Origin of the sequence: Actinoplanes rectilineatus, assembly GCF_000962825.1 — a bacterium.
Classification (GTDB): domain Bacteria; phylum Actinomycetota; class Actinomycetes; order Mycobacteriales; family Micromonosporaceae; genus Actinoplanes; species Actinoplanes rectilineatus.
This window is the reverse complement of the sequence record NZ_JZKF01000116.1, coordinates 1-23,783: the sequence shown is the minus strand read 5'-3', so window position 1 is coordinate 23,783 and position 23,783 is coordinate 1. Positions and strand designations below refer to the sequence as shown.

General features: G+C 71.2%; 20 protein-coding genes. 11 read left to right on the top strand and 9 right to left on the bottom strand.

Annotation, left to right across the window (positions count from 1 at the left end):
* Positions 1 to 664: 664 nt before the first annotated feature.
* From WH85_RS47905 to WH85_RS42305, 4 genes are all read right to left on the bottom strand, one after another.
* Positions 665 to 1,045 carry a DUF2750 domain-containing protein gene (locus WH85_RS47905; RefSeq protein WP_052721204.1) on the bottom strand — a complete coding sequence of 127 codons (381 nt, stop codon included), beginning with the start codon at positions 1,043 to 1,045 and terminating at the stop codon, positions 665 to 667.
* Positions 1,046 to 1,100: 55 nt separating this feature from the next.
* On the bottom strand, positions 1,101 to 3,131 hold the full coding sequence (locus WH85_RS42315) for a cellulose binding domain-containing protein (protein ID WP_045747827.1): 2,031 nt from the start codon (positions 3,129 to 3,131) through the stop codon (positions 1,101 to 1,103).
* Positions 3,132 to 3,192: 61 nt separating this feature from the next.
* Positions 3,193 to 4,611 carry a GGDEF domain-containing protein gene (locus tag WH85_RS42310; protein WP_045747826.1) on the bottom strand — a complete coding sequence of 473 codons (1,419 nt, stop codon included), beginning with the start codon at positions 4,609 to 4,611 and terminating at the stop codon, positions 3,193 to 3,195.
* Positions 4,612 to 4,670: 59 nt separating this feature from the next.
* Entirely contained in the window at positions 4,671 to 5,402 is a 732-nt protein-coding gene (locus WH85_RS42305; RefSeq protein ID WP_045747825.1) for a TetR/AcrR family transcriptional regulator, read from the bottom strand.
* A gap of 49 nt (positions 5,403 to 5,451) precedes the next feature.
* Between WH85_RS42305 and WH85_RS42300 the strand changes: the two genes are divergently transcribed.
* The 3 genes from WH85_RS42300 (at position 5,452) to WH85_RS42290 (ending at position 7,472) form a co-directional block, all read left to right on the top strand.
* On the top strand, positions 5,452 to 6,366 hold the full coding sequence (locus WH85_RS42300) for an NmrA family NAD(P)-binding protein (RefSeq protein ID WP_083449695.1): 915 nt from the start codon (positions 5,452 to 5,454) through the stop codon (positions 6,364 to 6,366).
* A gap of 72 nt (positions 6,367 to 6,438) precedes the next feature.
* The gene (locus WH85_RS42295; RefSeq protein ID WP_045747824.1) at positions 6,439 to 6,768 is read left to right on the top strand and encodes an ArsR/SmtB family transcription factor; all 330 of its coding nucleotides are present in this window, start codon (positions 6,439 to 6,441) and stop codon (positions 6,766 to 6,768) included.
* Positions 6,768 to 7,472: a cation efflux transmembrane domain-containing protein gene (locus WH85_RS42290; RefSeq protein ID WP_045747823.1), complete on the top strand. Its 705-nt coding sequence runs from the start codon at positions 6,768 to 6,770 to the stop codon at positions 7,470 to 7,472. Before WH85_RS42295 ends, WH85_RS42290 begins: the two co-directional genes overlap by 1 nt.
* A 51-nt stretch (positions 7,473 to 7,523) precedes the next feature.
* On the opposite strand, the gene WH85_RS42285 is transcribed toward WH85_RS42290, so the two are convergent.
* Positions 7,524 to 8,774: a styrene monooxygenase/indole monooxygenase family protein gene (locus WH85_RS42285; RefSeq protein WP_045747822.1), complete on the bottom strand. Its 1,251-nt coding sequence runs from the start codon at positions 8,772 to 8,774 to the stop codon at positions 7,524 to 7,526.
* Between the two features lie 209 nt (positions 8,775 to 8,983).
* Here WH85_RS42285 and WH85_RS42280 point away from each other — a divergent pair, with 209 nt between their 5' ends.
* The 3 genes from WH85_RS42280 (at position 8,984) to WH85_RS42270 (ending at position 12,818) form a co-directional block, all read left to right on the top strand.
* Positions 8,984 to 11,050, top strand: coding sequence for an ATP-binding protein (locus WH85_RS42280; protein WP_045747821.1), 2,067 nt, complete (start codon positions 8,984 to 8,986; stop codon positions 11,048 to 11,050).
* Between the two features lie 123 nt (positions 11,051 to 11,173).
* A complete protein-coding gene (locus WH85_RS42275; protein WP_052721203.1) occupies positions 11,174 to 12,286 on the top strand; it encodes a SigB/SigF/SigG family RNA polymerase sigma factor in 1,113 nt (370 codons plus the stop codon).
* Between the two features lie 91 nt (positions 12,287 to 12,377).
* The gene (locus tag WH85_RS42270; RefSeq protein ID WP_045747819.1) at positions 12,378 to 12,818 is read left to right on the top strand and encodes a VOC family protein; all 441 of its coding nucleotides are present in this window, start codon (positions 12,378 to 12,380) and stop codon (positions 12,816 to 12,818) included.
* A 185-nt stretch (positions 12,819 to 13,003) separates the two neighbouring features.
* Here the strand turns inward: WH85_RS42270 and WH85_RS42265 are convergent, their stop codons facing one another.
* Positions 13,004 to 13,921, bottom strand: a complete 918-nt coding sequence (locus tag WH85_RS42265; RefSeq protein WP_045747829.1) for a S66 peptidase family protein — start codon at positions 13,919 to 13,921, stop codon at positions 13,004 to 13,006.
* Between the two features lie 263 nt (positions 13,922 to 14,184).
* Between WH85_RS42265 and WH85_RS49610 the strand changes: the two genes are divergently transcribed.
* Positions 14,185 to 14,643, top strand: a complete 459-nt coding sequence (locus tag WH85_RS49610; protein ID WP_169792568.1) for an FtsB family cell division protein — start codon at positions 14,185 to 14,187, stop codon at positions 14,641 to 14,643.
* A gap of 468 nt (positions 14,644 to 15,111) precedes the next feature.
* Positions 15,112 to 17,331, top strand: a complete 2,220-nt coding sequence (locus WH85_RS42255) for an ATP-binding protein (protein WP_045747817.1) — start codon at positions 15,112 to 15,114, stop codon at positions 17,329 to 17,331.
* Between the two features lie 109 nt (positions 17,332 to 17,440).
* On the opposite strand, the gene WH85_RS42250 is transcribed toward WH85_RS42255, so the two are convergent.
* Complete coding sequence (locus tag WH85_RS42250) at positions 17,441 to 18,175, bottom strand: STAS domain-containing protein (RefSeq protein WP_045747816.1); 735 nt, start codon at positions 18,173 to 18,175, stop codon at positions 17,441 to 17,443.
* A 458-nt stretch (positions 18,176 to 18,633) separates the two neighbouring features.
* Here WH85_RS42250 and WH85_RS42245 point away from each other — a divergent pair, with 458 nt between their 5' ends.
* Genes WH85_RS42245 through WH85_RS42235 form a run of 3 tightly spaced genes read left to right on the top strand, consistent with a single transcriptional unit; the run spans position 18,634 to position 21,593 of the window.
* Positions 18,634 to 20,769 carry a catalase gene (locus tag WH85_RS42245; protein WP_245674333.1) on the top strand — a complete coding sequence of 712 codons (2,136 nt, stop codon included), beginning with the start codon at positions 18,634 to 18,636 and terminating at the stop codon, positions 20,767 to 20,769.
* A 40-nt stretch (positions 20,770 to 20,809) separates the two neighbouring features.
* A complete protein-coding gene (locus WH85_RS42240; RefSeq protein ID WP_045747814.1) occupies positions 20,810 to 21,193 on the top strand; it encodes a winged helix-turn-helix transcriptional regulator in 384 nt (127 codons plus the stop codon).
* A gap of 7 nt (positions 21,194 to 21,200) precedes the next feature.
* A complete protein-coding gene (locus tag WH85_RS42235; RefSeq protein WP_045747813.1) occupies positions 21,201 to 21,593 on the top strand; it encodes an HflX-like GTP-binding protein in 393 nt (130 codons plus the stop codon).
* A 901-nt stretch (positions 21,594 to 22,494) separates the two neighbouring features.
* Here WH85_RS42235 and WH85_RS42230 read toward each other — a convergent pair.
* Positions 22,495 to 23,400 carry an oxidoreductase gene (locus WH85_RS42230; protein WP_045747812.1) on the bottom strand — a complete coding sequence of 302 codons (906 nt, stop codon included), beginning with the start codon at positions 23,398 to 23,400 and terminating at the stop codon, positions 22,495 to 22,497.
* 104 nt (positions 23,401 to 23,504) lie between these two features.
* The coding region (locus WH85_RS51955; protein ID WP_045747811.1) for a hypothetical protein at positions 23,505 to 23,783 on the bottom strand (279 nt) is incomplete at its 5' end.

Here is a 23,783-nt window from a genome sequence, read left to right as displayed (position 1 = left end):
AACTGAATCCGGTCCCGCTCACGAATCAAGTCACGCGACTGCGTCACCAGCTCGTCGTACCGCTGCTGGGATACCTGCCCGATCGTCGCCACCATCGTTCCACCACCCGGGCGCCCGCAGCACGGCGAAGAGAGTTCGCCGTCAGCAACTACGGTCGATACCAGCCAGGCTGAACCGCAGGTCAGCAAGGTCGCAGTCCCCCTCCAGCGGTCACCCGGCCGCATGACCCGATGTGAGGGACCTCTGCCGCCAAACCCTCGTGCGGCACCGCGGGGAACAGAACACCGCCGACAGCGACCGATCCAAACCGGCCACCCACTCGACCCCGCACTGCGGGTACCTCACCCGCTGGTCCACCCGAACAGCGACAATCCGAGCCCGGCTCCGCCGCACCGTCCGCCAATGCCGGGCCCGGCACGCCGGCGAGCAGAACACCATCGAGGACCTGGCCGCTACTGGCAACCGGTCACCACAGACCGGACACCGCTGTGGCGACGGCTTCTCGACCGTGCTGGTCGGCTGCGGGACCAGCGACAACCAGCCCCGGGCAGCGCGCTTCACACCGCTCATTCCGCGAGCGTAGAACCGGCCTCAACTCAATCTTGAAGTAGAGAGACAGGCACTCAGCGGCGAGTAGACGCGATGTCCACCCGCCGCCGGCGCGTCAGCGCTTGAGGCCGGTGCGGAACTCGTCCAGGGTGAGGACCGCGGCGTGCTCGTCCTCCACCGGGAAGACCGCGATCAGCGCCTCGTCCTCTTCCAGCTGCGGCAGCCATTCGGTCAGGAACTCCTTGACCGGGATGCGGATGGCGTGCTCGCCCTTGACCTCGCCCTCGTTCTCCATTCTGGCCACGGTGGCGTGTGGCCAGACCGGGAGCAGGGTTCGCCGTTCGCCGTTCTCGGTGAACAGGACCTCGTCCTCGTCGCCCCAGACCCACAGCGCGCCCCGATCCGCGATGATCTCGAAGGTGCGGCCCAGCCGGGCCGTGCCGTCGAGGCCGCGGAGGCGTTGCGCCTCGCCGCGGGAGATGTCATCCGGTGCCACGTGACCTCCGATTATCCGTTCGCCGGTGTTCCGCGGCGATGGTATCCGGCGGCGGTCAGGTGCTCGTGCAGGTGTTGCCGTTGAGGGTGAAGACGGTCGGCAGCACGTTCGGGCCGCTGTAGTTGCCGACGAACCCGATCGTCGTGGAGCCGCCCGCGGCCAGGGTGCCGTCGCTGGTCACCCGGACTGTGCGGCCGTCGGCGGTCCAGGTGGCGTTCCAGCCGCTGCCCAGGGTCTGCCAGGTGGTCGGCCAGCTGAACGTCAGGGTCCAGCCGTTGACCGCAGTGGCCGTGTTGTTGGTGATGTCGATCTGGCCCACGTACCCGTTGCCCCAGTCGTTGGTGTCCCGGAACGTCACCGTGCAGGGCGCGTCGGCCGGGGTGCCGGTGCTGAAGGTCACCGGCGTCGAGGGCGGGGACTGTCGTCCGGCGTTGTCGCGGGCCAGCACGTTGATCGTGTAGCGGCGGCCCGGTTCCAGGTTGCGTACGGTCAGGGACGTGCCGGTGGTTTCGCCCCAGAGTTCCGCGGCGCCGTTGTTCTGCCGGTAGACCTCGTATTTCACGCCGCTGGCCGACGCCGGCCAGGTGATCGTGGCGGTGCGGTCGGTTGCGGTCACCGTCGGCTTCGCCGGTGCCTTCGGGCCGCCTGCGGGAGCTGCGGCCGGGCGCAGGGAGATCAATTTCATCGTGTACGCGTCAAGCGTCTGCTCGCCGGCGCCGGCCGATGTGCTCCGGGTGATCCCGTCGGCCCCGTTGGTGAAGGTCGCCACGTCCACCGGCCCGGTGGCGGCCGTGAACCCGTGGTAGTTCAGCGACACCTGGTGTGCGTCGTCCGGATCCTTGTTGATCAGCAGGACTGCCACCGTCCCGTCGGTGCGGCGTACCGCATGCGCGCTGACCAGGTTGTTGTCGCTGCCCGCGTCGACGAACCGGTCCCCGGGACGGGCGAACTCCCCGGTCAGGTCGAGCGCGTGGTACGGCGCGAACGGCGTGTTGAGCGGCGGCTGGCAGACCGTGCCGTCGGCGGTGCAGTTGCCGCTGGACAGCAGGCCGTAGTCGCCGTAGTCGGTCTCCCCGGCGACCTCGGACACCGTGCCGAGACCGTTGTGCACGTTCCACCAGTGCACGGTGAACACGCCCTCGGCGAGCAGGCCGCTGTAGACGTCGGCCAGGAACAGCGCGCCCGGCTGGGTGTTGCGGCCGATGTCGACGTTCGTCTCGGTCATGCTGATCCGGATGTCGCGGCCGTTCGCGTACCGCTGGATCTGGTCGTGGAGAAGACGGACCGCGTCGGTGATCTGGGCCGGTTTGGTGAGGGTCTCGGCCGCGCCGGCGCCGCCCGGGTACCAGTGCACGTCCACGAAGTCGATGGCCGCGGCGGCCCGGCTGAGCACCTCGGAGTTCCAGGTGCCGGTGTCGCCGGTGCCGATGATGCCGTCCGGCCAGTTGCCCGGCATGGTCAGCACCGCGCCGACCTTGATGCTCGGGTCGACCGCCTTCATGGCCTGGGAGTACGCGACCACGTTCGCCGCGTACTCGCGGGGGCTCTTGTCGGCGTGGTCGTCGGCCTCCCACGCCGAGCCGTAGTGGCCGTTGCCGTAGTTCTCGTTGCCGATCGTCCAGTACTTCGCGGCGTACCCCTTGGTGATGTTGGCGTAGCGCACCCAGTCGGCGGCCTCCTGGGCGGTGCCGGTCCCGTAGTTCGCGATGATCATCGGCTCGGCGCCGGTGGCGCGCGCGCCCGCCATGAACGTGTCGAAGTCGGTGTCCGGGGCGACGTAGCCGCCGGGCGCGGTGTGCGTCTCCCAGTGGTAGATGTCGGCGTAGGAGCCGCCGGGGTAGCGGACCATCTGCACGCCGGCGTCGCGGAGCAGGCCGGTGACGGCGGGTGTGCCGAGTTGCGAGTCCCAGACGGCGTGGTTGACGCCGATCGCGGTGTCGCCGACGGTGGCGAGTCCGGCGCGTACGTCGACGTCGACGCGGACATCGGTGGCGGCGGCCGCGGCGGGTTGGGTGGGGGAGAAGGGGACGGTGGCGGTGGCGGCGACGAGCAGGACGGCGCTCGCGAGCCGGTTCCAGGTTTTCACGGGCTCTCCGGTCGGCGAAGTGGCTGGTGGGAGCGCTCCCATCGTCACCTCGGACAGTGAGTCATGTCAATGCAACAGGTGCCAGCACCACCCGTCCCTTGCCGGCCGCCTTCGCCTTGTACAACGCCGCGTCCGCATTACTCAGCATCATCCCCAGCGTGGCCCGCCCGGTCGGCTCGTGCGCCAGCCCCACACTCACCCCGACCCGCCCGCACGCCTTGATCCCCGCCACGATCCGTTCACCGAGCTCCGCCACCTCAGCCACCTCGGGCGACGGATCCAGCACCACCGCGAACTCGTCACCACCCAGCCGCGCCGCCGTGTGCCGCTCCGGGATCACCGCCCGCAGCACCCCCGCCACCTCGACCAGCACCTCGTCGCCGATCGCGTGCCCGAACCGGTCGTTGATCTGCTTGAACCCGTCCAGGTCGAGCAGCAGCAACGCGACCGGTGTCCGATCGCGCCCCCAGCGGGCCGCCCTCTCGTACAGCAGCTTGCGATTGGCCAGACCGGTCAGGTGATCGTGGGTCGCCTGGTACTGCAACTCCGCCCGCGCCTTCTCCACCTCACCCAGCACCAGGAACTGGCGCAGCAGGATCAGCGCGAACAACGCCGACATCGTCGCGAACAGCATCCCGTCGAAACCACCGGTGAACCACTGCGTCGCCGCCACCGGGAACGCGGCCAGCACCGGCAGGTACGGCAGCACGGCCCGCCGCCCGGTCGCCGCCCCACCCCACGGCGGGACGTCCGCCGGCATCGGGTAGCGGCCCATCGCCAGCAGCAGGAACGTGCCGACCGTCATCAGCGCGGACACCGACGCCATCTGGTTCGACCGCCCGGTCAGCACGAACGCCCCGTACACCACGGTCGTCACGCCGAACACCCCGAACGCGGCGGCCAGCATGGTGAACGCGGTCGGCCCGTGCGCCTGATGCCGGGAGAGCAGCACCAGCGACATCGCCGTCGTGATGATCTGCACGCACACGGCCACCGCGATCACCGTGGTGAACACGCCACCCACATGCCGGTAGGCCGGCGCCAACAGAAACGCCCACACCGGCACGAACAGCGCGGCCGCCGCCATCCCGCCCTCGGTGGCCATCCGCAGCCGCTCCCGCCACGGCAGCGACGTGCTCGGCCCGACGATCGGGCACAGCATCGCCAGCATCGCGCCGGTCCCGCCGATCAGCGCCTCCGGCTGCGGCGGCGGCCGGATGTCCCGGACGATCGCGGTGCGCAGGCTCAGCGCCGTACCCACCATCCAGAGCAGCGTGCCCACCGCCACCACGGTCCAGGCCACCCGCTCCCGGCCCGCCGCGTGCACCGCCCGCCGGGCGAGAACCCACACCGCCCCGACCGCCACCAGCACGGCGACCACACTGACCGCGAGCAGAAGCGGCCGTGCGAGGCCGGTGGCGATCAACGCGATCTGCAGCGCGACACCCAGACCGGCCGCAGCCGGCAGGGCTGCCCTCATGCCGCACTCTTCGGCGGGAGTCCCCGCGACATGAGATCAATCCCGGCCAGGCGGTCCGGTCACGTTCCCGTGGCGAGCCGGCGACGGCGGGCACGTTGACGGCAGGTCGGCCCGCAGAACCGGGGCAGCCGCCCGGTGGCCCGCAACCGCAGGCGCTCACCGCACTCCCCGCACCGATCCGCCGCCCCGGTTCCGTGACGCCGCCCGGCCGGCGTGTCACGGAACCCGTCCTCTTTCGTGACACGCAGACCGTCCAGCAGCACCCGGGCCAGGCGCAGCCCGCGTACCCGGCTCGGATGAGCCGCCAGTAATGCCGCCCCGCCGGCCACCAGAGCCGCCAGGTCGTCGGCCTGCACGTCGTCGCGGATCGTCCCGGCCCGCCGCGCGCTGCTCAGCAGCCTCGCCAGCACCTCCCGGAACCGTTGCACCGCGGCCGCGAGCGTGGTGTGCGGCCAGCCCCTGCGTTCGGTGAGCGCCTCGCAGACCGCGCCCCGCCCGGCCGACTTCTCCATCGCGTCCAGCAGAAACCCGAAGAGCGCGTCACCCGGCGTCATCCGGCCCTCCCGGCGCTCGGCGGCCCGGACCAAGCCGCCCAGATGCTCGGCGAGCACCGCCTCGAGCAGGATCTCCCGGCTGGGGAAATGCCGGTACACCGTGCCCGCCCCGACCCCGGCACGGCGGGCGATCCGGCCGAGCGAGACGTCCATGCCGTCCTCGTCGAACACCTGCATCGCGGTCCGCAGCACGATCTCCCGGTTGCGCCGGGCGTCGACGCGAGCAGCACCTGGCATGTCACGAAATCCTTGTCCGGTCCGGGGAAACGGGCGGATCGTTCCGCCTATGCCAGCATCGAACCCCATCCTCGTCACCGGCGCCACCGGCATCCAGGGCGGCGCCACCGCCCGCCACCTGCTCGCCGCAGGCCGGCCGGTCCGCGCCCTGGTCCGTGACACCACCACACCGGCGGCCGCCGCACTGGCCGCCCGCGGTGCCGTCCTCGTCCGGGGCGACTTCGACGACCCGGCCACCCTGCCGGCCGCGCTCGACGGCGTCGCCGGTGTCTTCACCGTCCCGCCGGTCACCTTCGGGCCCGCCGGACCCGACCACGAGCGGGAAGCCGTCCGGGGCCGCGCCCTGATCGACGCGGCGGTGGCCGCCGGGGTGGACCGGATCGTGCTCAGCACGGTGGCCACCACCACCCCCGACGGAACGCAGCGCGCCCGGGGAAAGGCGCTGCTCGAGGCGTACCTGCACGAGCGCATCGCCCGCCCGACGGTGCTGCGCCCGGTCCGTTTCCTGAGCAACTACCGGGGCGTGTCGGTAGCCGGCATCGACGGCATCACCGGCGGCGTCCACCGGCACCTGTTCCCACCGGACGAGCCCATGCAGGTGATCGCCCCCGAGGACATCGCCGAGTTCGCCGCGTCGGCCTTCGCCGACCCGTCCCGCTACTCAGGCCGCACCCTCGAACTGGCCGGTGACGCCCCCACGCCCGCCGAGGCCGTCGCCGCGATCAGTGAGGCCACCGGCATCCCGGTCCGCTACGAACAACTCACCGACGCGGAAGCCACCGCCCTCGGCCCGATGATCGCCGACGCCCGCCGCAACTGGCATGCGGGCCACCGCTGGCACGCCGACATCGAGGCCCTGCGCGTGATCCATCCCGGTCTCCGCACGCTGAAATCCTGGTTGACCGAAACCGGCGCCGCCACCTTGCGCACCCTCCTGCTGCCCGCACCGGCCGAGCAGCGATAGCGGTCACGTCGCCGCCCGCAGCCCCGGCAGTACACGTTTCGCTGAATACAGCGTTCGCTGTACTGTCGGGTGATGGAGACAGTGACCCACGGACAGGTCCTCGCCCGATTCGGCCACGCCCTTTCGGATGCCACCCGAGCCCGGCTGCTGCTCGCCCTGCGCGACGCGCCCGGTTACCCCGCCGACCTGGCCGGTCTGCTCGGCGTCACCCGGCAGAACCTGTCGAACCACCTTGCCTGCCTGCGCGGCTGCGGCCTGGTCGTCGCGATCCCCGAGGGCCGGCGCACCCGCTACGAACTCGCCGACACCCGCATCCGGCATGCCCTCGACGACCTGCTCGGCCTCGTCCTGGCCGTCGACCCGGCCGCCTGCCCCGACGCCGCCGACAAGGACTGCTGCTGATGACCCTGCCGCTGATCCCCGGCGCCGCGACCGGCCCGTCCGCGCACCGCCGCACCCAGCTCGGCCGCCGGATCCGCCTGCTGGTCGCCGCGACCATCACCTACAACGTGGTCGAAGCCGTCATCGCGATCAGCGCCGGCACCGCCGCGGGCTCGACCGCGCTGATCGGATTCGGTCTCGATTCGGTCATCGAGGTGTCCTCCGCCGCGGCGGTCGCCTGGCAGTTCACCGGCGCCGACCCCGAGAAACGGGAGAAGACCGCGCTGCGGATCATCGCGGTCTCGTTCTTCGCGCTCGCCGCATACGTGACCGTCGAATCGGTGCGCGCCCTGCTCGGCGGCGCCGAGGCCGAGCACTCCACCGCCGGGATCGTCCTGGCCGCGGTGTCACTGGCGATCATGCCCGGCCTGTCCTACGCCCAGCGCCGCGCCGGCCGCGAACTCGGCTCCCGCACCGCGGTCGCCGACTCGCGACAGACCCTGCTCTGCACCTACCTGTCCGCGGTCCTGCTCGCCGGGCTCGTCGTCAACAGCCTCTTCGGCTGGAGCTGGGCCGACCCGATCGCCGCACTGGTCATCGCCGCCGTCGCGATCAAGGAGGGCCGGGAGGCCTGGCGCGGGGACGCCTGCTGCGCACCCGGCACCCACGCCGCGGCGGACCCCGCCCAGGGTTGCTCCGGCGACTGCTGCGCCGGCGAGCGGTGACCTGATGCCGCGGATCGGCTGACCACACGGACGTGGTGAGGAGTGTGGAGATCAGGCCTTCTGGTGCAGGCCGGCCAGGTACGACGTGGCTGCGGGCTCGGTCATGAACCAGGCGTCGAAGTCGGTGGGGTCGGCGAAACCGGCGGCCAGACGGCGGGCGGTCGGCGGGTGTGCGGTGGCGGCGCCGAGCAACTGCTGGACGTGCGCCGGCGGCGGGCCCAGCATCAGGTTGGTCCAGTCGGTGACCGCGCGGCCGTACCCGTGCCAGAACGTCTCGAAGGTGTCGGTCATCCACGTCCGGTCGAACGGGCGGTCGCCGTGGGCGAGGATCGCCCGGTGGTAGTGGTCGGCCGCCTTCGCCGCGCTGTTGGCGCCCTGACCGGTCAGCGGGTCGTTGGTGATGACCACGTCGGCCAGTCCCAGGGCCAGGCCACCGCCGGGCAGGGCCGCCACCGGGCGGCGGACCGCCGGGGTGACGCTTCCGCGTAGCGTCGACCGGTCGTCGACGAGGGTGACGTCGCGACACCGGTCGGCCACCTCGGTGGGCAGGTGGGTGCGGATCATGGCGAGCGTGCGGTCCAGGTGATCGGTGGGGGACAGGGCGGGCGACCAGTCGGCCAGGGGGCCGCCGGGGACCGCGGTGAAGAACAGGATGTCGGCGGGGCCGGTGCCGGTCAGGGTCGGCATGATGAACAGTTCGCCGAGTCCGGCGACGGTGTGGTTGACCACGTGCCCGTCCGCCCACGCGGGGCTGGGGCGCAGCCCGTGCACATAGGACACGGCCAGCACGCGTTGCGGGGCGGTGTACGGCGAACGGTCCGGGTCGTGTTCGAAGAGCGAGGTCAGGTCACCGCGGCCGGCGGCGACGACGGTCAGGTCGTAGCGGCCGGAGCGGGTCAGCGCGTCGAGGTCGGCGGCGGTGACCGCCTGGTGGATCACCGTGGCGCCGCGCTCCTCGGCGAGTTCCAGCCAGTCGGCCATCTTGACCCGCTGGTCGCAGGACCGGGCCGGCACGTCCAGCGTGCCGATCAGGTCGGCCTGCGGCGTCGGCTGTCCAGGACCGGACAGGGTGACCCGCAGGCCGTACGCCGGCGGGGTCTCGTCCATCCGCGCGTCGAGGCCGAGGCGCCGTTCGATCTCCAGCGCCGGACCGAACAGCATCTGGGTGGAGAGCGGGTTGCCTCCGCGCAGTTCAGCGGGGGTACGCGCGGACAGCAGCGTCACCGTGTACCCGTCGTCGAGCAGGGCGTGGGTCAGCTGCAGGCCGGCCTGACCGGCGCCGACGATGAGAATGTCGCGCATGGAAGGTTCCCCCGAGTGGTCCCGTTGCGCGGCACTCCCCGCGCTCCCGTGATCACTCAGTGTTCCGAAACGGACTTGACGCGCCCATCCGCGCATTCACTGATATCTCCGAACCGCGTCTACGCAGATCACTGTATGGTTCCCGAGTGATCACGGGCAGTCGCGGACATCTTCCTCTGGATCTGGCCCCGTTCGTCGGGAGAGCGGCGATGGTTCACCAGATCGGGGCACTGCTGCAGCACGCGCCGCTGGTCACGTTGACCGGCAGCGGCGGGGTGGGCAAGAGCCGCATCGCCGCGCACCTGGGAGAACTGTCCGACGACTGCCGGGTGGTCGACGGCGGCGACCTGCTCGCCACGGACCTGACCGGCCGGCGTGGCCTGCTGATCCTCGACAACCTCGACCGTGTCGTCGGCCCCGCCCGTGCCGTGGTGCTCGCCCTGCTGGGGGCCGAGCCGGAACTGCGGATCCTCGCGACCTCCCGGGAACGGCTGAACGTCGACGGCGAACACGTCGTGCCGGTACCCCCACTGTCCACCTCCGACAGCGTGCGGCTGTTCATCGAACTCGCCACCGCCGCCGGCGCGACCACCGCGGCCGCCGCCGACCTGGGCACCCTCGAACGGCTGTCGCGCAACCTCGACGGGCTGCCCCTGGCGGTGAAGCTGGCGGCGGGACGCGCCCGGACCCTGCCGTTGGACCAGCTGATCGCCCGGACCGCGGACCGGTTCACCCTGCTCGGCGAGCTCGACGACACCGTGGGACTCAGCTACGAGCTGTGCACCGGCACCGAACAGGCGGTCTGGCGCGCGGCGAGCGTGTTCACCGGATCGTTCACCCTCGAGGCGGTGGAACACGTCGCCGCCGGTACCGGTGACGTGCTCGACGCGGTCGACGGGCTGGTCAACAAGAGTGTGCTGACCATGCACGACGGCCGGTTCCACATGCTCGGGACGGTACGCGGGTACGGCGCCCGGCGGCTGGCGGGCGAGGAACGGACCCGGCACCGCGACTACCACCGGGGGCTGCTCGACCGGGCCGCCACCGGCTGGTTCGGCCCGGACGAGGTGGCCGTCATGACCGCGGTCCACCGGGAACTGCCCGACATCACCGCGGCGGTCGGGCACAGCCTGGCGATCGGGGACCACCGGGACGCGCGGAGGATGGTGCGGGATCTCGTGCGTACCCGTGCGCCGTTCTTCTCCGGATCTCTGGACGCCGTGGCGGAACTCCTGCGACAGGTGATCGACGCGTCGGTCCCCACGATCCGCGACGACGAGGACGCGGCCGACCTGGCCGCCACCATGGCCACCGCCGGCTGGGTCGCGGCGACCCGCGGCCGGCACCGGACCTCCGGCACCCTGCTCGCCGCGGCGCACGCCCTGCTGCACGACCGGGACCTGCCGATCAGCGCGCCGGTGCTGTTCGCCGAAGCCGGCGCCGAGGTGCTGCTGCACGGCACCCGCAAACCGATCGGGCAACTCGCCGCCGCCCGCGAACTGTTCGCCGGTCCGCAGGTCGCCGGCGACCGGCACATGACCACGATGATGTTGACGATCGCGACGGTCCTGGCCGGGGAGAGCGAGACCGTCGCCGAGGCCGGCCGGGAACACCTGCGCCAGGCCGAGGAGGCCGGGGCTCCGTGGGCCGTCTCGTGGGCGCGCTGGGCGTCGGCGCAGGCCGCGTTGCGGGACGGCCGGCTCGACGAGGCCCTCGCCCTGGTCACCCGCTGCCTGCGCGAACAGCACGTGATGGGCGACCGGTGGGGCCGGACCTGGAGTCTCGAGGCGCTCGCGGTGATCCTCGCCGCCCGCCTCGGCACCGGCGACGACGCGACAGCCGGCGCGCACCGGGCGGCCTGGCTTCTCGGCGCTGCCCGCGCCCGTCACCAGCAGCAGGGCGTCACCGTGGCCGGGCTGGGTCCGTTCGCCCGCCTCCGGGACCGGGCGCACGCCCGCATCGTCGAGGTCATCGGGGAGGACACCACCGTCAGGGAGTACGCCGGCGGCGCGAAGAGCACCGACGCGGACGCGGTCCGGGTCGCCCTCGGCGAACCGGTCTCCCGCCGGGCCTCGGCCAAGGCGAACCCGGGCGGCCTGACCAACCGGGAACTCGACGTCGTCACGTGTATCGCCGAGGGGATGACGAACCCGCAGATCGCCGTCCAGTTGCACATCGCCCCCCGAACGGTGGACACCCACGTGCTGGCGATCGGCCGCAAGCTGGGCCTGCCCAACCGGGTCGCGATCGCCGTGTGGGCGGTGACCCGGCACTGAGCGGCCTTCCGGCGAGGGGAGATGCGCACAACCGTCCTGCACCCGGGCCTGATGCCGGGGTATGGTGCTGCCGGAATGATTGCAGTCCGGCAAACGCCGGGTCTTCGAGCCACCGGGGCTGCCATGCCGCAGGGAACTGATCACCACATCGAGGACCTCGATCAGGCCGCCGACGAGTACGCGCTGGCCAGCGCCGCCGCAGGCCCCGACGGTCGGCGCCGCCTCCGTGAGGAGTTCGTGGGACTGGCACTGCCGTTCGCCCGCCGGCTGGCCGGCCGTTACCGGGGGCGCGGCGAGAGCCACGAAGACCTCGAACAGGTGGCACGGGTCGGATTGCTCAAAAGCGTGGACCGCTACGACCCGGAGCGGGGGTCGTTCACCGCGTACGCCGTCGTCACCATCACGGGCGAGATTAAACGGCACTTCCGCAACCACGCGTGGGGTGTGCACGTGCCGCGCAGCATGCAGGACCTCAGCCTGGAGATCCTGCACACGACGTCGGCGCTCACCACCGAACTGTCCCGCAGTCCCAGCCCCGAGGAGATCGCCGCGCGGCTGCGGCTCGACGTGGCCGAGGTGCGCGTCGCCCAGGAGGCGGCCGCGGCGTACCAGCCCGGCTCCCTCAACGTCCCGGTCGGCGACCCGGACGGCACCGAACGCGGCGACCTGATCGGCGGCGCCGACCACCAGCTCGACCTGGTCGACGACCGCACGACCGTGGAACATCTGCTCTGCTACCTGCCCGCCCGGGAACGCCGGATGCTGGCCCTGCGCTTCTACGGCAACCGCAGCCAGAGCGAGATCGCCGAGGAGATGGGCATCTCGCAGATGCACGTGTCCCGGCTGCTGGCCCGCGCCCTGAAGTGGCTACGCGCGGCGATGCTGACGGACACGCTGCCGGCGTGGGTGGGCGCCCACGACACCGACCACCGTCTGACCATCACGACGTCGTTCAGGACGGACGGCCTGCGCGTCGGCGTCACCGGCGAGGTCGACCGGGACAACGCCGACCACCTGCGCGAGGAACTCTTCGCGGTGATCGACGAGGTCGCCCCGGGCGAGCTGATGATCGACCTGGCCGGGGTGCCGTTGCTCGACGCGGCCGGGATCGGCGTTCTGGTCGCGGTGCACGAGGCGGCGAGGGTCAGATCCGTCCGGGTACGCGTGACGGGCCTCCAGCCGTACGTCGCTCGGATCGCCGCGGCCTCGGGTCTGCGCGATCTCTTCGACGCCTGAACCTTCGGTTTTCCTCCTCCTCCTCCTCCTCCTGCTCCTCCTCCGGTGATTGCGGCCGGGATGTGTCCGGAATTCCGGACAGCCTGGGGTCATGACTGTTGACCGTTCGGGATCACGCATCGACCACCTCAACGTCGCCGTGCCCGACCTCACCCGGGCCGTGGCCTTCTACGAGCCGGTGCTGGCCGCCATCGGGATCACCAAGATGCTCGAGTTCCCGCCGAACGCCCGCCCCCACCAGCCGACCGCGATGACCGGTTTCGGACTCGCCGACGTCAAGCCGTACTTCTGGCTGATCGACGGCGGCACCGTCGGCACGAACATGCACCTGGCCTTCACCGTGGACAGCCGCGACGCGGTGACCGCGTTCCACCAGGCGGCCCTCACCGCGGGCGCGACGTCCCTGGAGGCGCCGGCCGTCCACCCGGAATATCACGAGGCCTACTACGGCGCGTTCGTCCTGGACCCGCACGGCATCAACCTCGAAGCCGTGTGCCACCACCCCGCGCCCTTTCACCAGGCGGCCACCTGATCGGGTCGTGTTGCCCACAGGAACTGCTGCTCAGAGAGGCCTGACCCGTCAGGTACGCGAACCGTTCTCGGCGCCGGCGTTCCGGATCTGCGTCGACGGCCTGGCTCGGGAGGACGCGACACACCGGGGCGTCGTTGCGGTGGGGGTGGGTGCTTTGCGCGTACCCCCGAAAAGGTCTCCGACCCTCACAGCGTGACCCCGGGAGCGACCGACAGGGTGCCGGTGGTCGTGTCGAGGGTGGCCTGCGTGCCCAGCGGCACGGTGAGCTGGCCGTTGCCGTGGCCGGAACGCAGGCCGCCCAGCACCGGGACACCCAGCGTGGACAGGCGGTCCTGCACCGCCTGCGCCGCGGTCCACTGGCCGGCGACGACCGGCGCGTTGGTGAAGTGGCCCAGCGCCACCCCGGCGATGCCCTTGAGCGCGCCGGACCGGATCAGCTGGGTCAGCATCCGGTCATACGCGTAGGGCGCCTCGTCGGTCTCCTCCAGCAGTACGATCGCGCCGTGCAGGTCGGGCAGGTCCCGGGTGCCGATGCTCGCCTGCAGCATGGTCAGGTTGCCGCCGAGGAGGGTGCCGGTCGCGGTGCCGGGGATCGAGACGGCGGCGCTCGGCTCGGCGGGGTCGGTGGTGAGGACGATCGGGTCGGTTGTCATAATGGCGCGGCGCAGGGATTCGATCTCGGTCGGCCCGGTGCGCGAGTCGGTCCAGTTCATCATCGGGCCGTAGAACGTGACCAGGCGTGCGGCGTTCCAGACGCGGCCGGAGAGCACGGTCAGGTCGCTGAATCCGACGAAGACGCGCGGGTCGCGGCGGACCGCGTCCCGGTCGAACCGGTCGATGATCCGCTGGGTGCCGTAACCGCCCCGGGCGGCGAAGACACCCCGGATGCCCGGATCGCTGAAGGCGGCGTTCAGGTCGGCGAGACGGTCGTCGTCGGTGCCGGCCAGATATCCGAATCGGTCATACAGGTGGGCGCCCGGTTCGACGACCAGGCCGAAGCCCTCCAGGATCTGGATGCCGCGGGCCAGCCGCGTGTCGGGGACCCCGGCCGGGGCGATGACCCGGACCCGGTCACCGGCGCGCAGTGCGGGCGGGCGGACCACGGGCCGGGCGCCGGCCTGGGCGGACGCCGCCGAAGGTCCGGATGCGACGGCAGCCCCCGCGGCTGCCGTGGCGATGAAGGTGCGTCGAGAGATCGTCACCCGCCGAACGTTGCCGCTGTTCACTCGCGCAGTCAAGCACAGGCGTGGCAGCGATACATTCGCACGCTTGGTTATCTAGGATGCACGGAAAGCTACCGGCAAGAGGATGGGTAATGGTTACACAGCGGCGAGTGCCGCGCGGGCGGCATCCGGGAAGACCCGGCATGCGCGCCGATGCCGGGGTGCGGGGAAGGCGGCGTCCGGCCGCGTCCCGGCGACGGGTGGTGGAGCGCACCCACACGCAGCACACCATCGACCGGCGACCACGGCGCGGGGGCAGCCGGATGGTCGTCATGGGCACGATCCTGACGGCTCTGGCGTTGGCGTCGACCCCGTCGCTGCGAACGTATCTGGCGCAGAAGGATCAGATCGCACAGCTCGAGGCGGAGCAGGCCGAACAGCGGGACGTCATCGAGGGCAAGGCGCGGGAGCTGCGGAACTGGCAGGATCCCGAGTTCGTCCGGATCAAGGCACGGGAGATGTATTTCGTACGCCCGGGTGAGCAGCTCTTGAGGGTTGTTCGCGAACCGGACGACGTCGTCGCCTCCACGGCGCCCGGGGCCGAGACGCCGGCCGGGCCCTGGTACGACCAACTGTGGACCAGTATCGAGGACGCCGGCTAGACACATTCCGCAGTCAGGGTCTGCCTGCGTGGTGACTTCGGGCGCGCTGACCACCCGTAATCACCACACCCCCCACGGGTGTGGTGACTTGGGGCGCGCAGCCCGCCCGTAATCACCACACCCCCACCGGTGTGGTGATTTGGGGTGTCCAGCGCGCCCGTATTCACCACACCGCCACGGGTGTGGTGACTTGGGGCGTCCAGCGCGCCCGTATTCACCACGTCCCCCACGGGTGTGGTGACTTGGGGCGTCCAGCGCGCCCGTATTCACCACACCCATGACGGGTGTGGTGAGTTCGGGCGTGTCGGGCGGCTGAAGTCGCCACATCCGTGTGGGGGATCGTCCCGCCACGGCCACGGCCACGGCCACGGCCACGGCCCCGCCCACGACGGCGAGGGAGGACCGTGCGGGACACGGCAGGCCGGGAACGGGGATCCGCCATCGTCGACGTCTATATAGGATGCCGGCGTGGATCATCTGTGGGGCCTGCTCGCCGAAGCTCAGCAGATCGAGGACCTGCCGGTCCGTGAGGAACTGCTCAAGGAGATCACCCGGCGGTGCGACCAGGAAGCCGCACCGGAGATCGCCGCTGGTGCGTTTCTCGGCCTCACCGCCATGTTCGTCCATGCCGGCCGCTGGAAGGAGGGTTTCGGGACCTTCGGCGCCGCCCTCGCCCTGCACGACTCGCAGCCCGCCCGATTCACCCGGGAGCAGCAGGATCAACTGCTTTTCTGGTACGGGCACATGGTCGACGACATGATCGATTTTCCGGACGTGCCCTTGGAACGGCTCGAGCACCTGATAGCCGATCTCGAACAGCGGCTCGCCGACCGAGGGTGGCCCGCGGTCTCTCAGGCCCGGCGCCGGCTGGCCCAGACGGTCGGCGACTGGCCGGCCGAGGAGGCCGCCTTTCAGCGCTGGCTGGACACGGGCGGTGCCGACGAGCCGGACGCGGCCACCGAACCGTGGCGGGTCGAACGTCTGGTGCTGCGGGGCGACCCGGTGTCCCTGGCCGGCGCGTTCGCGTTGACCGACCCGATCCTCGCCGGCGAGCCCGCCCCTCGCAGCGTCATCGCCGCGATGCAATGCCAGGTGTTGCTGCCCCTGGTCGCCGTGGGCCGTCACGCCGACGCGGTCGAGGCGTACCGCTGGGTCATGCTCGCGATGGCGAACGGCGTCCACCGGTACGAGACCTACGCGCTGCGCATGGAGTTCTGCGCGCTCACCGGCAACGCCGACGAGGCGGTCGGCCTGCTCACCGTGCTCGACAAGTTCGACCGGTTCGAACGCCCGGCGGGCCGGATGCATCTCGCGACCGCGATCACCGTGCTGACCGCCGCCTATCTGCGTACCGGCCGGGGCCAGTACGTGGTGGGCCAGGGCGACGGCGAGGGCACCCCGATGTGGATGCTGCACGACCGGATGCGCACGATCTGCCTCGACCTGGCCGCGCAGTTCGACAAACGCAACGGCACCACGGCGTGCGGTGACCGGGTGCGGGCGAGGCTCGACCGCGAACCGCTGATCGGCTTCCTTCCACTACGGCCCGGCGCGGTCGCCGGCGACGTGTCCCCGCCCGCCGGGATGAGCGATGCCGACCTGCTCGACCGGGTGCGATGGCATCAGGCTCGCGACGAGGTCGCGCAGGCCCGCGCCTGCCTGGAAGCCGTCCGCGAGCCGGCCGGGCCGCTCGGTGGGCATGCGGCCGAGATGCGGGCCCGGCTGCATGCGGCGACCGACACCCGGGAGACGATGCACGAGGCGATCGCCCGGCACCGCGAGCGCGGCGAGTCGACCATCGCGCTCCTCGCCGAATGCTGGCTCGGCCTGCGCCCCGACGAACCGGACGGTCACGCGCTGACCACCCGCGCCGCCGAGTCCCTCCGCGCCGGCAGCGACGACGAGGCGGCCGGCTGGGCCGATCTCTGGTACGCCTACGTGCTGGTCCGCCAGGGCCGTTTCGGCGAAGCGGTGTCGACCGTCCGCCGCGGGGCCGAACGCTCCCGCGGCCACGCGCTCGCCGAGGGCGTACTCACCAGGATCGAGGCGGCCTGGCACAACCAGCTCGGCAGCGATCCCGTGCTGACCGCGCACCTCGCGGCCCGCGCCATCGACCTGTTCCTCGAGGCCGGCGCGGGCATCCGGGCCATCGACGCGGTGAACGACCTCGCGACCGCTCACGCCCGGGCCGGCACCGACCCCGAGTTCCGGGCCCTCGTCGACGATCTGCTGCGACGCGACCTCCCTTCCGAGGTACGCGGCCACCTGCGCCACCTGCGCGGCCGCCACCTCCTCGACTGCGGCCGCGCCGCCGAAGCCGTCGACGACCTCTACGACGCCCACGGCCAGCTCTTCGCCCGCGCCGAGGACCACCGCGACGCGGCCCTGCGGCTGATGCAGGCGTGCGCCGCGGCGGGCCGCCCCCGCGAGGCCTTGGAGGCCGGGGTGCTCGCGACCCAGACGCCCGCGGAGAGCGAACGCGACCCTGCCCGTACGAACCTGCTGCGCTTCACCATGGCCGAGTCCTACCTGCGTATCGGCTGGCTGGGGGCGGCGCTGCCCGAATACGAGACCCTGGTCGAGTCCCTGCGACGCCTCGGCGAAACCAGAACCCGGATGTACGACTCCGCGGCGACGACGCTGGAGAACCTCCGGGTGGCGGTGGCCGAGGACAGGCAGCACGGCTGAAGAGGGCGACAGGTGCTGCGTCACTGGGCCGAGACGGATCCGGACCGGGGCTGGCCGGCTCCACACGCGCCGCTGGGACCTGCTGCTCGAACGGTCGTGTGGACGAGGTTCAGTCGGTGGCGAGGGCGGCCCAGACGACCTTGCCGTCGGTCGTCGGCAGCCAGCCCCAACGGGTGGAGACGGCCTCGACCAGCCGCAGGCCCCGGCCTCGCAGGGCAGAGACGTCGCCGTTCGTGGACATGAACGGGGCGTCGGGTGATCCGTCGCGGACAGCCACGTGGACGTGGCGGGAGCGGTGGCTGATCTGCAGGGTGAGCATGGTGCTGGCGTGTTCGACGCCGTTGGAGACCAGTTCGCTGGTCACCAGGCTGGCGGGGGCGATCAGGCCGGGCAGGTCCCAGGCCGCGCACGCCTCGGTGACCAGGTCACGGGCCCGGCGGGCGGCGCCGGAGACCGGCAGCAGGCGGTCGGTCATCGACGGGACGGTGACGCGTCCGGCGGTGACCGCGGCCAAGCCCACCGCCAGGTCGGGGTGCACCACCAGCATGCCGTAACGACCGCGCAGCAGCAGTGCGGCGGCCTCCTCGGAGGGTGCGCAGAGCAGCACCGGCGTGCCGGGCCAGCGGGCGGCCTGCCGGGTGACCGCGGTGAACAGGGCCAGCATGGTGTCGTCGGCGAGGGTCATCGCGGACATGTCGACGAGCAGGGCGTGTGGCTGTTCGGCCAGGCATCTGAGCAGGGCCTGGTGCAGCCGGGGGGTGGCCGGGATGTCGAGGATGCCGGTCACCGCGACGACGATGCCCGCGTCCCGCTCGTCGACGGTCCAGTGCAGTGGCGCGATCATCGTTCCCGCCCTCCGTCGACCGGATTCGAACAGATCAAGGCCGGGGTTCCCTTTCCGGCCTACGCCAAACTACGCGGGGTGCGATGCGTCGCCTCCATCACGACGATGGCCCCGCCGGGTTCCTCGCCGCTGTCGCCGCGCAGCTGGTTGCGGCTGACCCCACGATGTCGCGGTTGAGCAGGCGCCGGCTGACCGTCTCGGGCCGGTAGAGGTTGGGGGCGGCTGACCCCACGATGTTGCGGTTGAGCAGGCGCCGGCCGACCGTCTCGGGCCGGTAGAGGTTGGGGGCGGCGGGAAGGACGGAGACCGTCGCGCGGAGCGCCCCGACGACGATGAGGTCGCGATGCTCCGCCGGGCAACCGTGCGTCGTGGAAACCAGCCCGTCGACTCACGTTAGAGGGCTTCGCCACCGGGTACACGCCAGGAGTCAATATAACGACAAAGAGGAGCTAACCAGCGTGAACCCCCGTGATTCGCAGATTCCCGGCGCACCCGGCAGCGCCACCCCGCCGCTGGCCGAGCCGACCACGCCCACCGACCCGCTGCCGCCCAAACCGGAACAGGGCGCCCCGGAGCCGCGTACGCCGACCGGCGCCCCCGCCGGCTGCCCGGTGCACGCGATGGGCCAGCAGGGGGAGTACCTGACCACGGCCGGTGGCACCCGGCTGCGCGACACCGACCACTCCCTCAAAGCCGGACCGCGCGGCCCGACACTGCTGCAGGACCACCACCTCCGCGAGAAGATCACGCATTTCGACCACGAGCGGATCCCGGAGCGGGTGGTGCACGCCCGCGGCACCGGCGCGCACGGCGTCTTCACCGGGTACGGCACCGCCGACGCGATCACCCGGGCCGGTTTCCTGGCCAAGAACAAGGAGACGCCGGTCTTCGTCCGGTTCTCCACCGTGCTCGGTTCGCGTGGCTCGGCCGACACGGTCCGCGACACCCGCGGCTTCGCGACCAAGTTCTACACCGACGAGGGCAACTTCGACCTGGTCGGCAACAACATCCCGGTCTTCTTCATCCAGGACGCGATCAAGTTCCCGGACGTGATCCACGCCGGCAAGCCGCACCCGGATCGGGAGATCCCGCAGGCACAGAGCGCCCACGACACGTTCTGGGACTTCGTGTCACTGCACACCGAGGCGCAGCACCACACCATCTGGAACATGTCGGATCGTGGCATTCCCCGCTCGTACCGGACGATGGAGGGTTTCGGTGTTCACACCTTCCGCCTGGTGAACGCGGCCGGGGAGACGGCCCTCGCCAAGTTCCACTGGAAGCCCAAGCTCGGGGTGCACTCGCTGGCCTGGGAGGAGGCGCAGATCGCGGGCGGTGTCGACCCGGACTTCCACCGACGGGACCTCTACGACGCGATCGAGGCCGGGGCGTACCCGGAATGGGAACTCGGTCTGCAGGTCTTCCCGGACACCCCGGAGGAGACCTTCGCCGGTATCGACCTGCTCGACCCGACGAAGATCGTGCCGGAGGAACTGGCCGAGGTGCAGCCGGTCGGCAGGCTGGTGCTGAACCGGACACCGACCAACTTCTTCGCCGAGTCCGAACAGGTCGCGTTCCACCTGGGCAACCTGGTGCCGGGCATCGACGTGACCAACGACCCGCTGCTGCAGGGCCGGCTGTTCTCCTACGTCGACACGCAGCTGACCCGGCTCGCCGGCCCGAACTTCTCGCAGATCCCGATCAACCGCCCGCACGCGCCGGTCAACGACATGCTGCGCGACGGATACCACCAGCAGGCCGTGCACGGGGGCGTCGCACCGTACCGGCCCAACTCGCTGGACGGCGGCAATCCGTCCCCTGATCCGGAGAACGGCTTCGTCGATGTCCCGGTGCGGGTCGCCGAAGCCCCGAAGATCCGGCAGAACCCGGTGTCGTTCGAGGACCACTACAGCCAGGTGCGACTGTTCTGGCAGAGCATGAGCCCGGTCGAGAAGGAGCACATCGTCGCGGCGTACACCTTCGAACTGGGCAAGTGCTACCACCAGACGATCAAGGAACGTCAGCTGCAGTGCCTGGCGGAGATCGATCCGGTGCTGTGTTCCCGGGTGGCCGACGGGCTGGGCCTTCCCGCGCCCACTGCTTCGTCGCCTGCCTCCTCACCTGACTCGGTGTCCTCGTCCCCGGCCCTCTCCCAGGTGGGCAAGCGCTGGCCGGTCGAGGGCCGGATCATCGGCGTGGTGGCTGATCCCGGTGCGGACGCTGCGGCCCTTTCGGGGGTACGCGACGCGGTGCTCGAGGCCGGCCTCGTACCGTTGCTGATCGCTCCTCGCGGTGGCAAGCTCGCCGACCTCGACGTGCAGCGGACCTTCGACACCGCGCGGTCGGTCGAGTTCGACGCGATCCTGGTGGCCTCGGCCCCGTCCCCTGTCGACCCGCGGATCCTCGTCCTGATCAGTGAGGCGTGGCGGCACGGCAAGGCGATCGCCGCGTGGGGCCCGGGCGCGACGGTCCTCGCGGCGGCCGGCGTCGAGGGCACTCCCGGAGTCGGCGTCGTCGACTCCGGCAGCGAGGCCTTCGCCACCGTGCTGGACCTGCTCGCCGAACACCGCGTCTGGCAGCGCTTCCCCGCGTGAGGGTTCCTGCCCCGTTCCCGCCGGGCCGTACAGTGGCCCGGTGGGAACCAGGCAGGAGATCAGCGAGCTGCCGCCGGAAGCCGATCTGGCGCGCGCCGACTCGCTGGCCCGGGAGATCTTCTCGGACATCGCGAACAAGTGGGCGCTGCTCATCATCGAGTTCGTCGGGCAGCGCACGATGCGGTTCAGCGAGCTGCGCGACGCGATCGGCGGCATCAGCCACAAGATGCTGACACAGAACCTGCGCACCCTGGAACGCAACGGGCTGATCGTCCGCAAGGTCCACGCCACGGTCCCGCCGCGCGTGGAGTACACGCTGACCGAGGCGGGGGCGGCGTTGCGTACCGTGGTCGACGGCATGTGTGGTTGGACCCAGGAGCACCTCGCCCACATCGAGGCGTCGCGGCGCGAATTCCCGTCCTGACACTGCGATGAAACAGTATCGGGACAGGGGCGACCCGCTGGCCGGTGCCGACGTCGTCCTGGTCGGTTTGTTCTCCGGCAACGAGAAGCAGTATCCCGTCCTCCTCGACGAACTGGCCAGCCTGGCCGAGGCGAGGGGTGCCCGGGTGGTGGCGCGGTTCGTCCAGCGCCGGGGCGCCTCCGACCAGCGACGTCACCGGCCCGGTGGCGCGTCCCGGATGAGCCGGCCGTACTCCCGGCGGATGCTGCTGTCGCACGGCAAGGTGCGCGAGATCGCCGAGGCCTGCCGGGAGGCCGAGGTGACGGCTGCGGTCTTCGTCAACGTGTTGACGCCGCGTCAGCGGAAGGTTCTGACCGAGCTCCTGGGGTGTCTGGTTTTCACTCGCGACGAGTTGACCTGAACCGGTAACTCCCTCACTGTCATTCGGCCGACCGTTCGTATTGTTTTCGATTCCTCGTTTTCTGGAGATTCGGCTCTTTCGGGATCATCGAATTTGGCATGATCCGCAGACCGTCAGGGCTTACAGGTCCGGAATCCTTTGTGGCAGTCTTTTCGGCATGGGGCAGCTGGGATTGTTCACGAGGGCGGAGGTGGCCGGGATGCGCGATCGCACTGCTTCACGCAGCTATTGTCCGGAGGCTGAGGAATTCCGTCGCGACCACGAGATCCGTCGCGCCTATGGCTTGGCTCGTCGTCACGCGGCGCGTTCACTGCGGCCGCGGTCGGCTCAGACGCCGGGGGAGGCCGCCCACCGGGCAAGAGTCGATGCTCTGCGTGCGGCGGTGCGCATCGTGCTTGCTGAGGTCACGGCGAGCGAGGACCGTCCGCAGGTCGAGGCCGCTCCCATGCCGGTGCCGCCCGTGCGGGCGTCGTCCGTGCCAGTATCGCCCGTGCCAGTATCGCCCGTGCCAGTATCGCCCGTGCCAGTGTCGCCCCTGCCGGTGTCGCCCGTGGCGGTGCCGCCGGTGGCGGATCCGGTGGGCCGGAATGTGTCGGCGCGCATGGAGACGGAATCGAACAGTCGCGATGCCGGAGCCGATGGGCTGACGCTGGCCAAGGATGTGAATGGCGAATCAGGCCCGTGGCGGAAATCTCTGGGGCCGTCCGGTTCTCGATTGCGGAGCGTGAGGGCAGGAACGGTGCCCTGCGAATTGCGGATCTGGAGTGTAAGGACAGGCGCGGTGCCCTGCGAATTGTGGAAGAAGCTCGCCAAGGCCGGGGCGTCGCCGCAAGGGCCCGCGCACGTCTGGGGATTCATCCGGTCGTCGACGGCGACGTCCCGCTCCGGGCGGCCGGTCCGTTCAACCACGGGGATAGACCACGCCCGTGAGTTCCTCCGACAGTTCCCACAGGCGAGTGGCGGACACGGCATCGTGCAGGGCAGGCTCCTGCGGACGGCAGGTCGGAGCACCCCGCAACTGCAGCAGCCCGCGAGGCACCACCCAACTCCCACCGGGCAGATCAGCGGTGGCGGCATGCAGGGAGGTGCGGGCACCCCGCTCGACATTCTGGAAGAAGAGGCGTTCGGCCGTGCGGACCAGCAGGTGATAGCCCTGGCCGCGAGCCCGGTTGGCGCCCCCGGTCAGGATGTTCGTGCGGGTCAGCCCCGGAGCCACCGCCATGCTGCGCAGCGCCCATCCCGCCCGGGCTGCCCGGCGCTGCAACTCGACGGCAAACAGCAGATTGGCCCGCTTCGACCAGACATAGGCGTCCGAAGCCCGATAACCCTGCCGCGCATCCAGATTGGCGAAGTCGAACCGCCGCGCGCGATGCCCCTCGCTGCCGACCGTCACCACGCGGGGCTCACGCCCGGCGAGCAGGTGCGGCAGCATCAGCCCGGTCAGCGCGAAGGTTCCCAGGTGGTTGACGCCGAAGTGCATTTCAAAGCCGTCCCGGGTACGCGCGAACGGCACCACCGCCACCCCGGCGTTGTTGACGAGCAGATCGAGACGGCCGTGGTGCCAGTCACCGGCGAACGCCCGGACGGACGCGAGACCGGCGAGGTCGAGCTGACGCAGCTCGAGTCGCGCACCGGGAACCTCGGCGCGCAGGCGTCCGAGGGCGGCCTCCCCGCGTTCCCCACTGCGGCAGGCGAGCGTGACGTGGGCGCCCCTGCGCGCGAGTTCCCGCGCGGTGACGTAACCGATGCCGCTGTTGGCGCCGGTCACGACGACGAGCCGTCCACTCTGATCGGGGATCGTCGCCACCCGGCACCACCCTCACGCATCGGCCACTGCCGATCCTGCACGCGTGCGGCACCCGCTTCAATCCGCCAACCGGCGGGGCGGCATGCTGGGCGATCGAGGAGCAGTCACGGGCCGGGCGCGCACCGTGGGCGCGACCACGGCGTCGCCTTGCCGCCACCCCGCAGCAGCGATGTCGCCCCGGAGGTCCACGCTCGACGGGGTTCAAGGCCGCGATCGACCGCTACAGCCGGCCGGGACGTCCGCTCCGCCAGCAACGCCAGGCCATCGTCGACACGAACCGGTATGGTGCGCTCGGTGCGCTCGGTGCGCTCGGTGCGCTCGGTGCGCTCGGTGCGCTCGGTGCGCTCGGTGCGCTCGGTGCGCTCGGTGCGCTCGGTGCGCTC

Coding starts and splice junctions, on each gene's coding strand:
- WH85_RS49610 (WP_169792568.1), top strand. CDS start 14,185: ATGCGCGCCGATGCCGGGGTGCGGGGAAGGCGGCGTCCGGCCGCGTCC.
- WH85_RS42290 (WP_045747823.1), top strand. CDS start 6,768: ATGACCCTGCCGCTGATCCCCGGCGCCGCGACCGGCCCGTCCGCGCAC.
- WH85_RS42280 (WP_045747821.1), top strand. CDS start 8,984: ATGGTTCACCAGATCGGGGCACTGCTGCAGCACGCGCCGCTGGTCACG.
- WH85_RS42300 (WP_083449695.1), top strand. CDS start 5,452: ATGCCAGCATCGAACCCCATCCTCGTCACCGGCGCCACCGGCATCCAG.
- WH85_RS42285 (WP_045747822.1), bottom strand. CDS start 8,774: ATGCGCGACATTCTCATCGTCGGCGCCGGTCAGGCCGGCCTGCAGCTG.
- WH85_RS42270 (WP_045747819.1), top strand. CDS start 12,378: ATGACTGTTGACCGTTCGGGATCACGCATCGACCACCTCAACGTCGCC.
- WH85_RS42305 (WP_045747825.1), bottom strand. CDS start 5,402: ATGCCAGGTGCTGCTCGCGTCGACGCCCGGCGCAACCGGGAGATCGTG.
- WH85_RS42295 (WP_045747824.1), top strand. CDS start 6,439: ATGGAGACAGTGACCCACGGACAGGTCCTCGCCCGATTCGGCCACGCC.
- WH85_RS42250 (WP_045747816.1), bottom strand. CDS start 18,175: ATGATCGCGCCACTGCACTGGACCGTCGACGAGCGGGACGCGGGCATC.
- WH85_RS42275 (WP_052721203.1), top strand. CDS start 11,174: ATGCCGCAGGGAACTGATCACCACATCGAGGACCTCGATCAGGCCGCC.
- WH85_RS42235 (WP_045747813.1), top strand. CDS start 21,201: ATGAAACAGTATCGGGACAGGGGCGACCCGCTGGCCGGTGCCGACGTC.
- WH85_RS42310 (WP_045747826.1), bottom strand. CDS start 4,611: ATGAGGGCAGCCCTGCCGGCTGCGGCCGGTCTGGGTGTCGCGCTGCAG.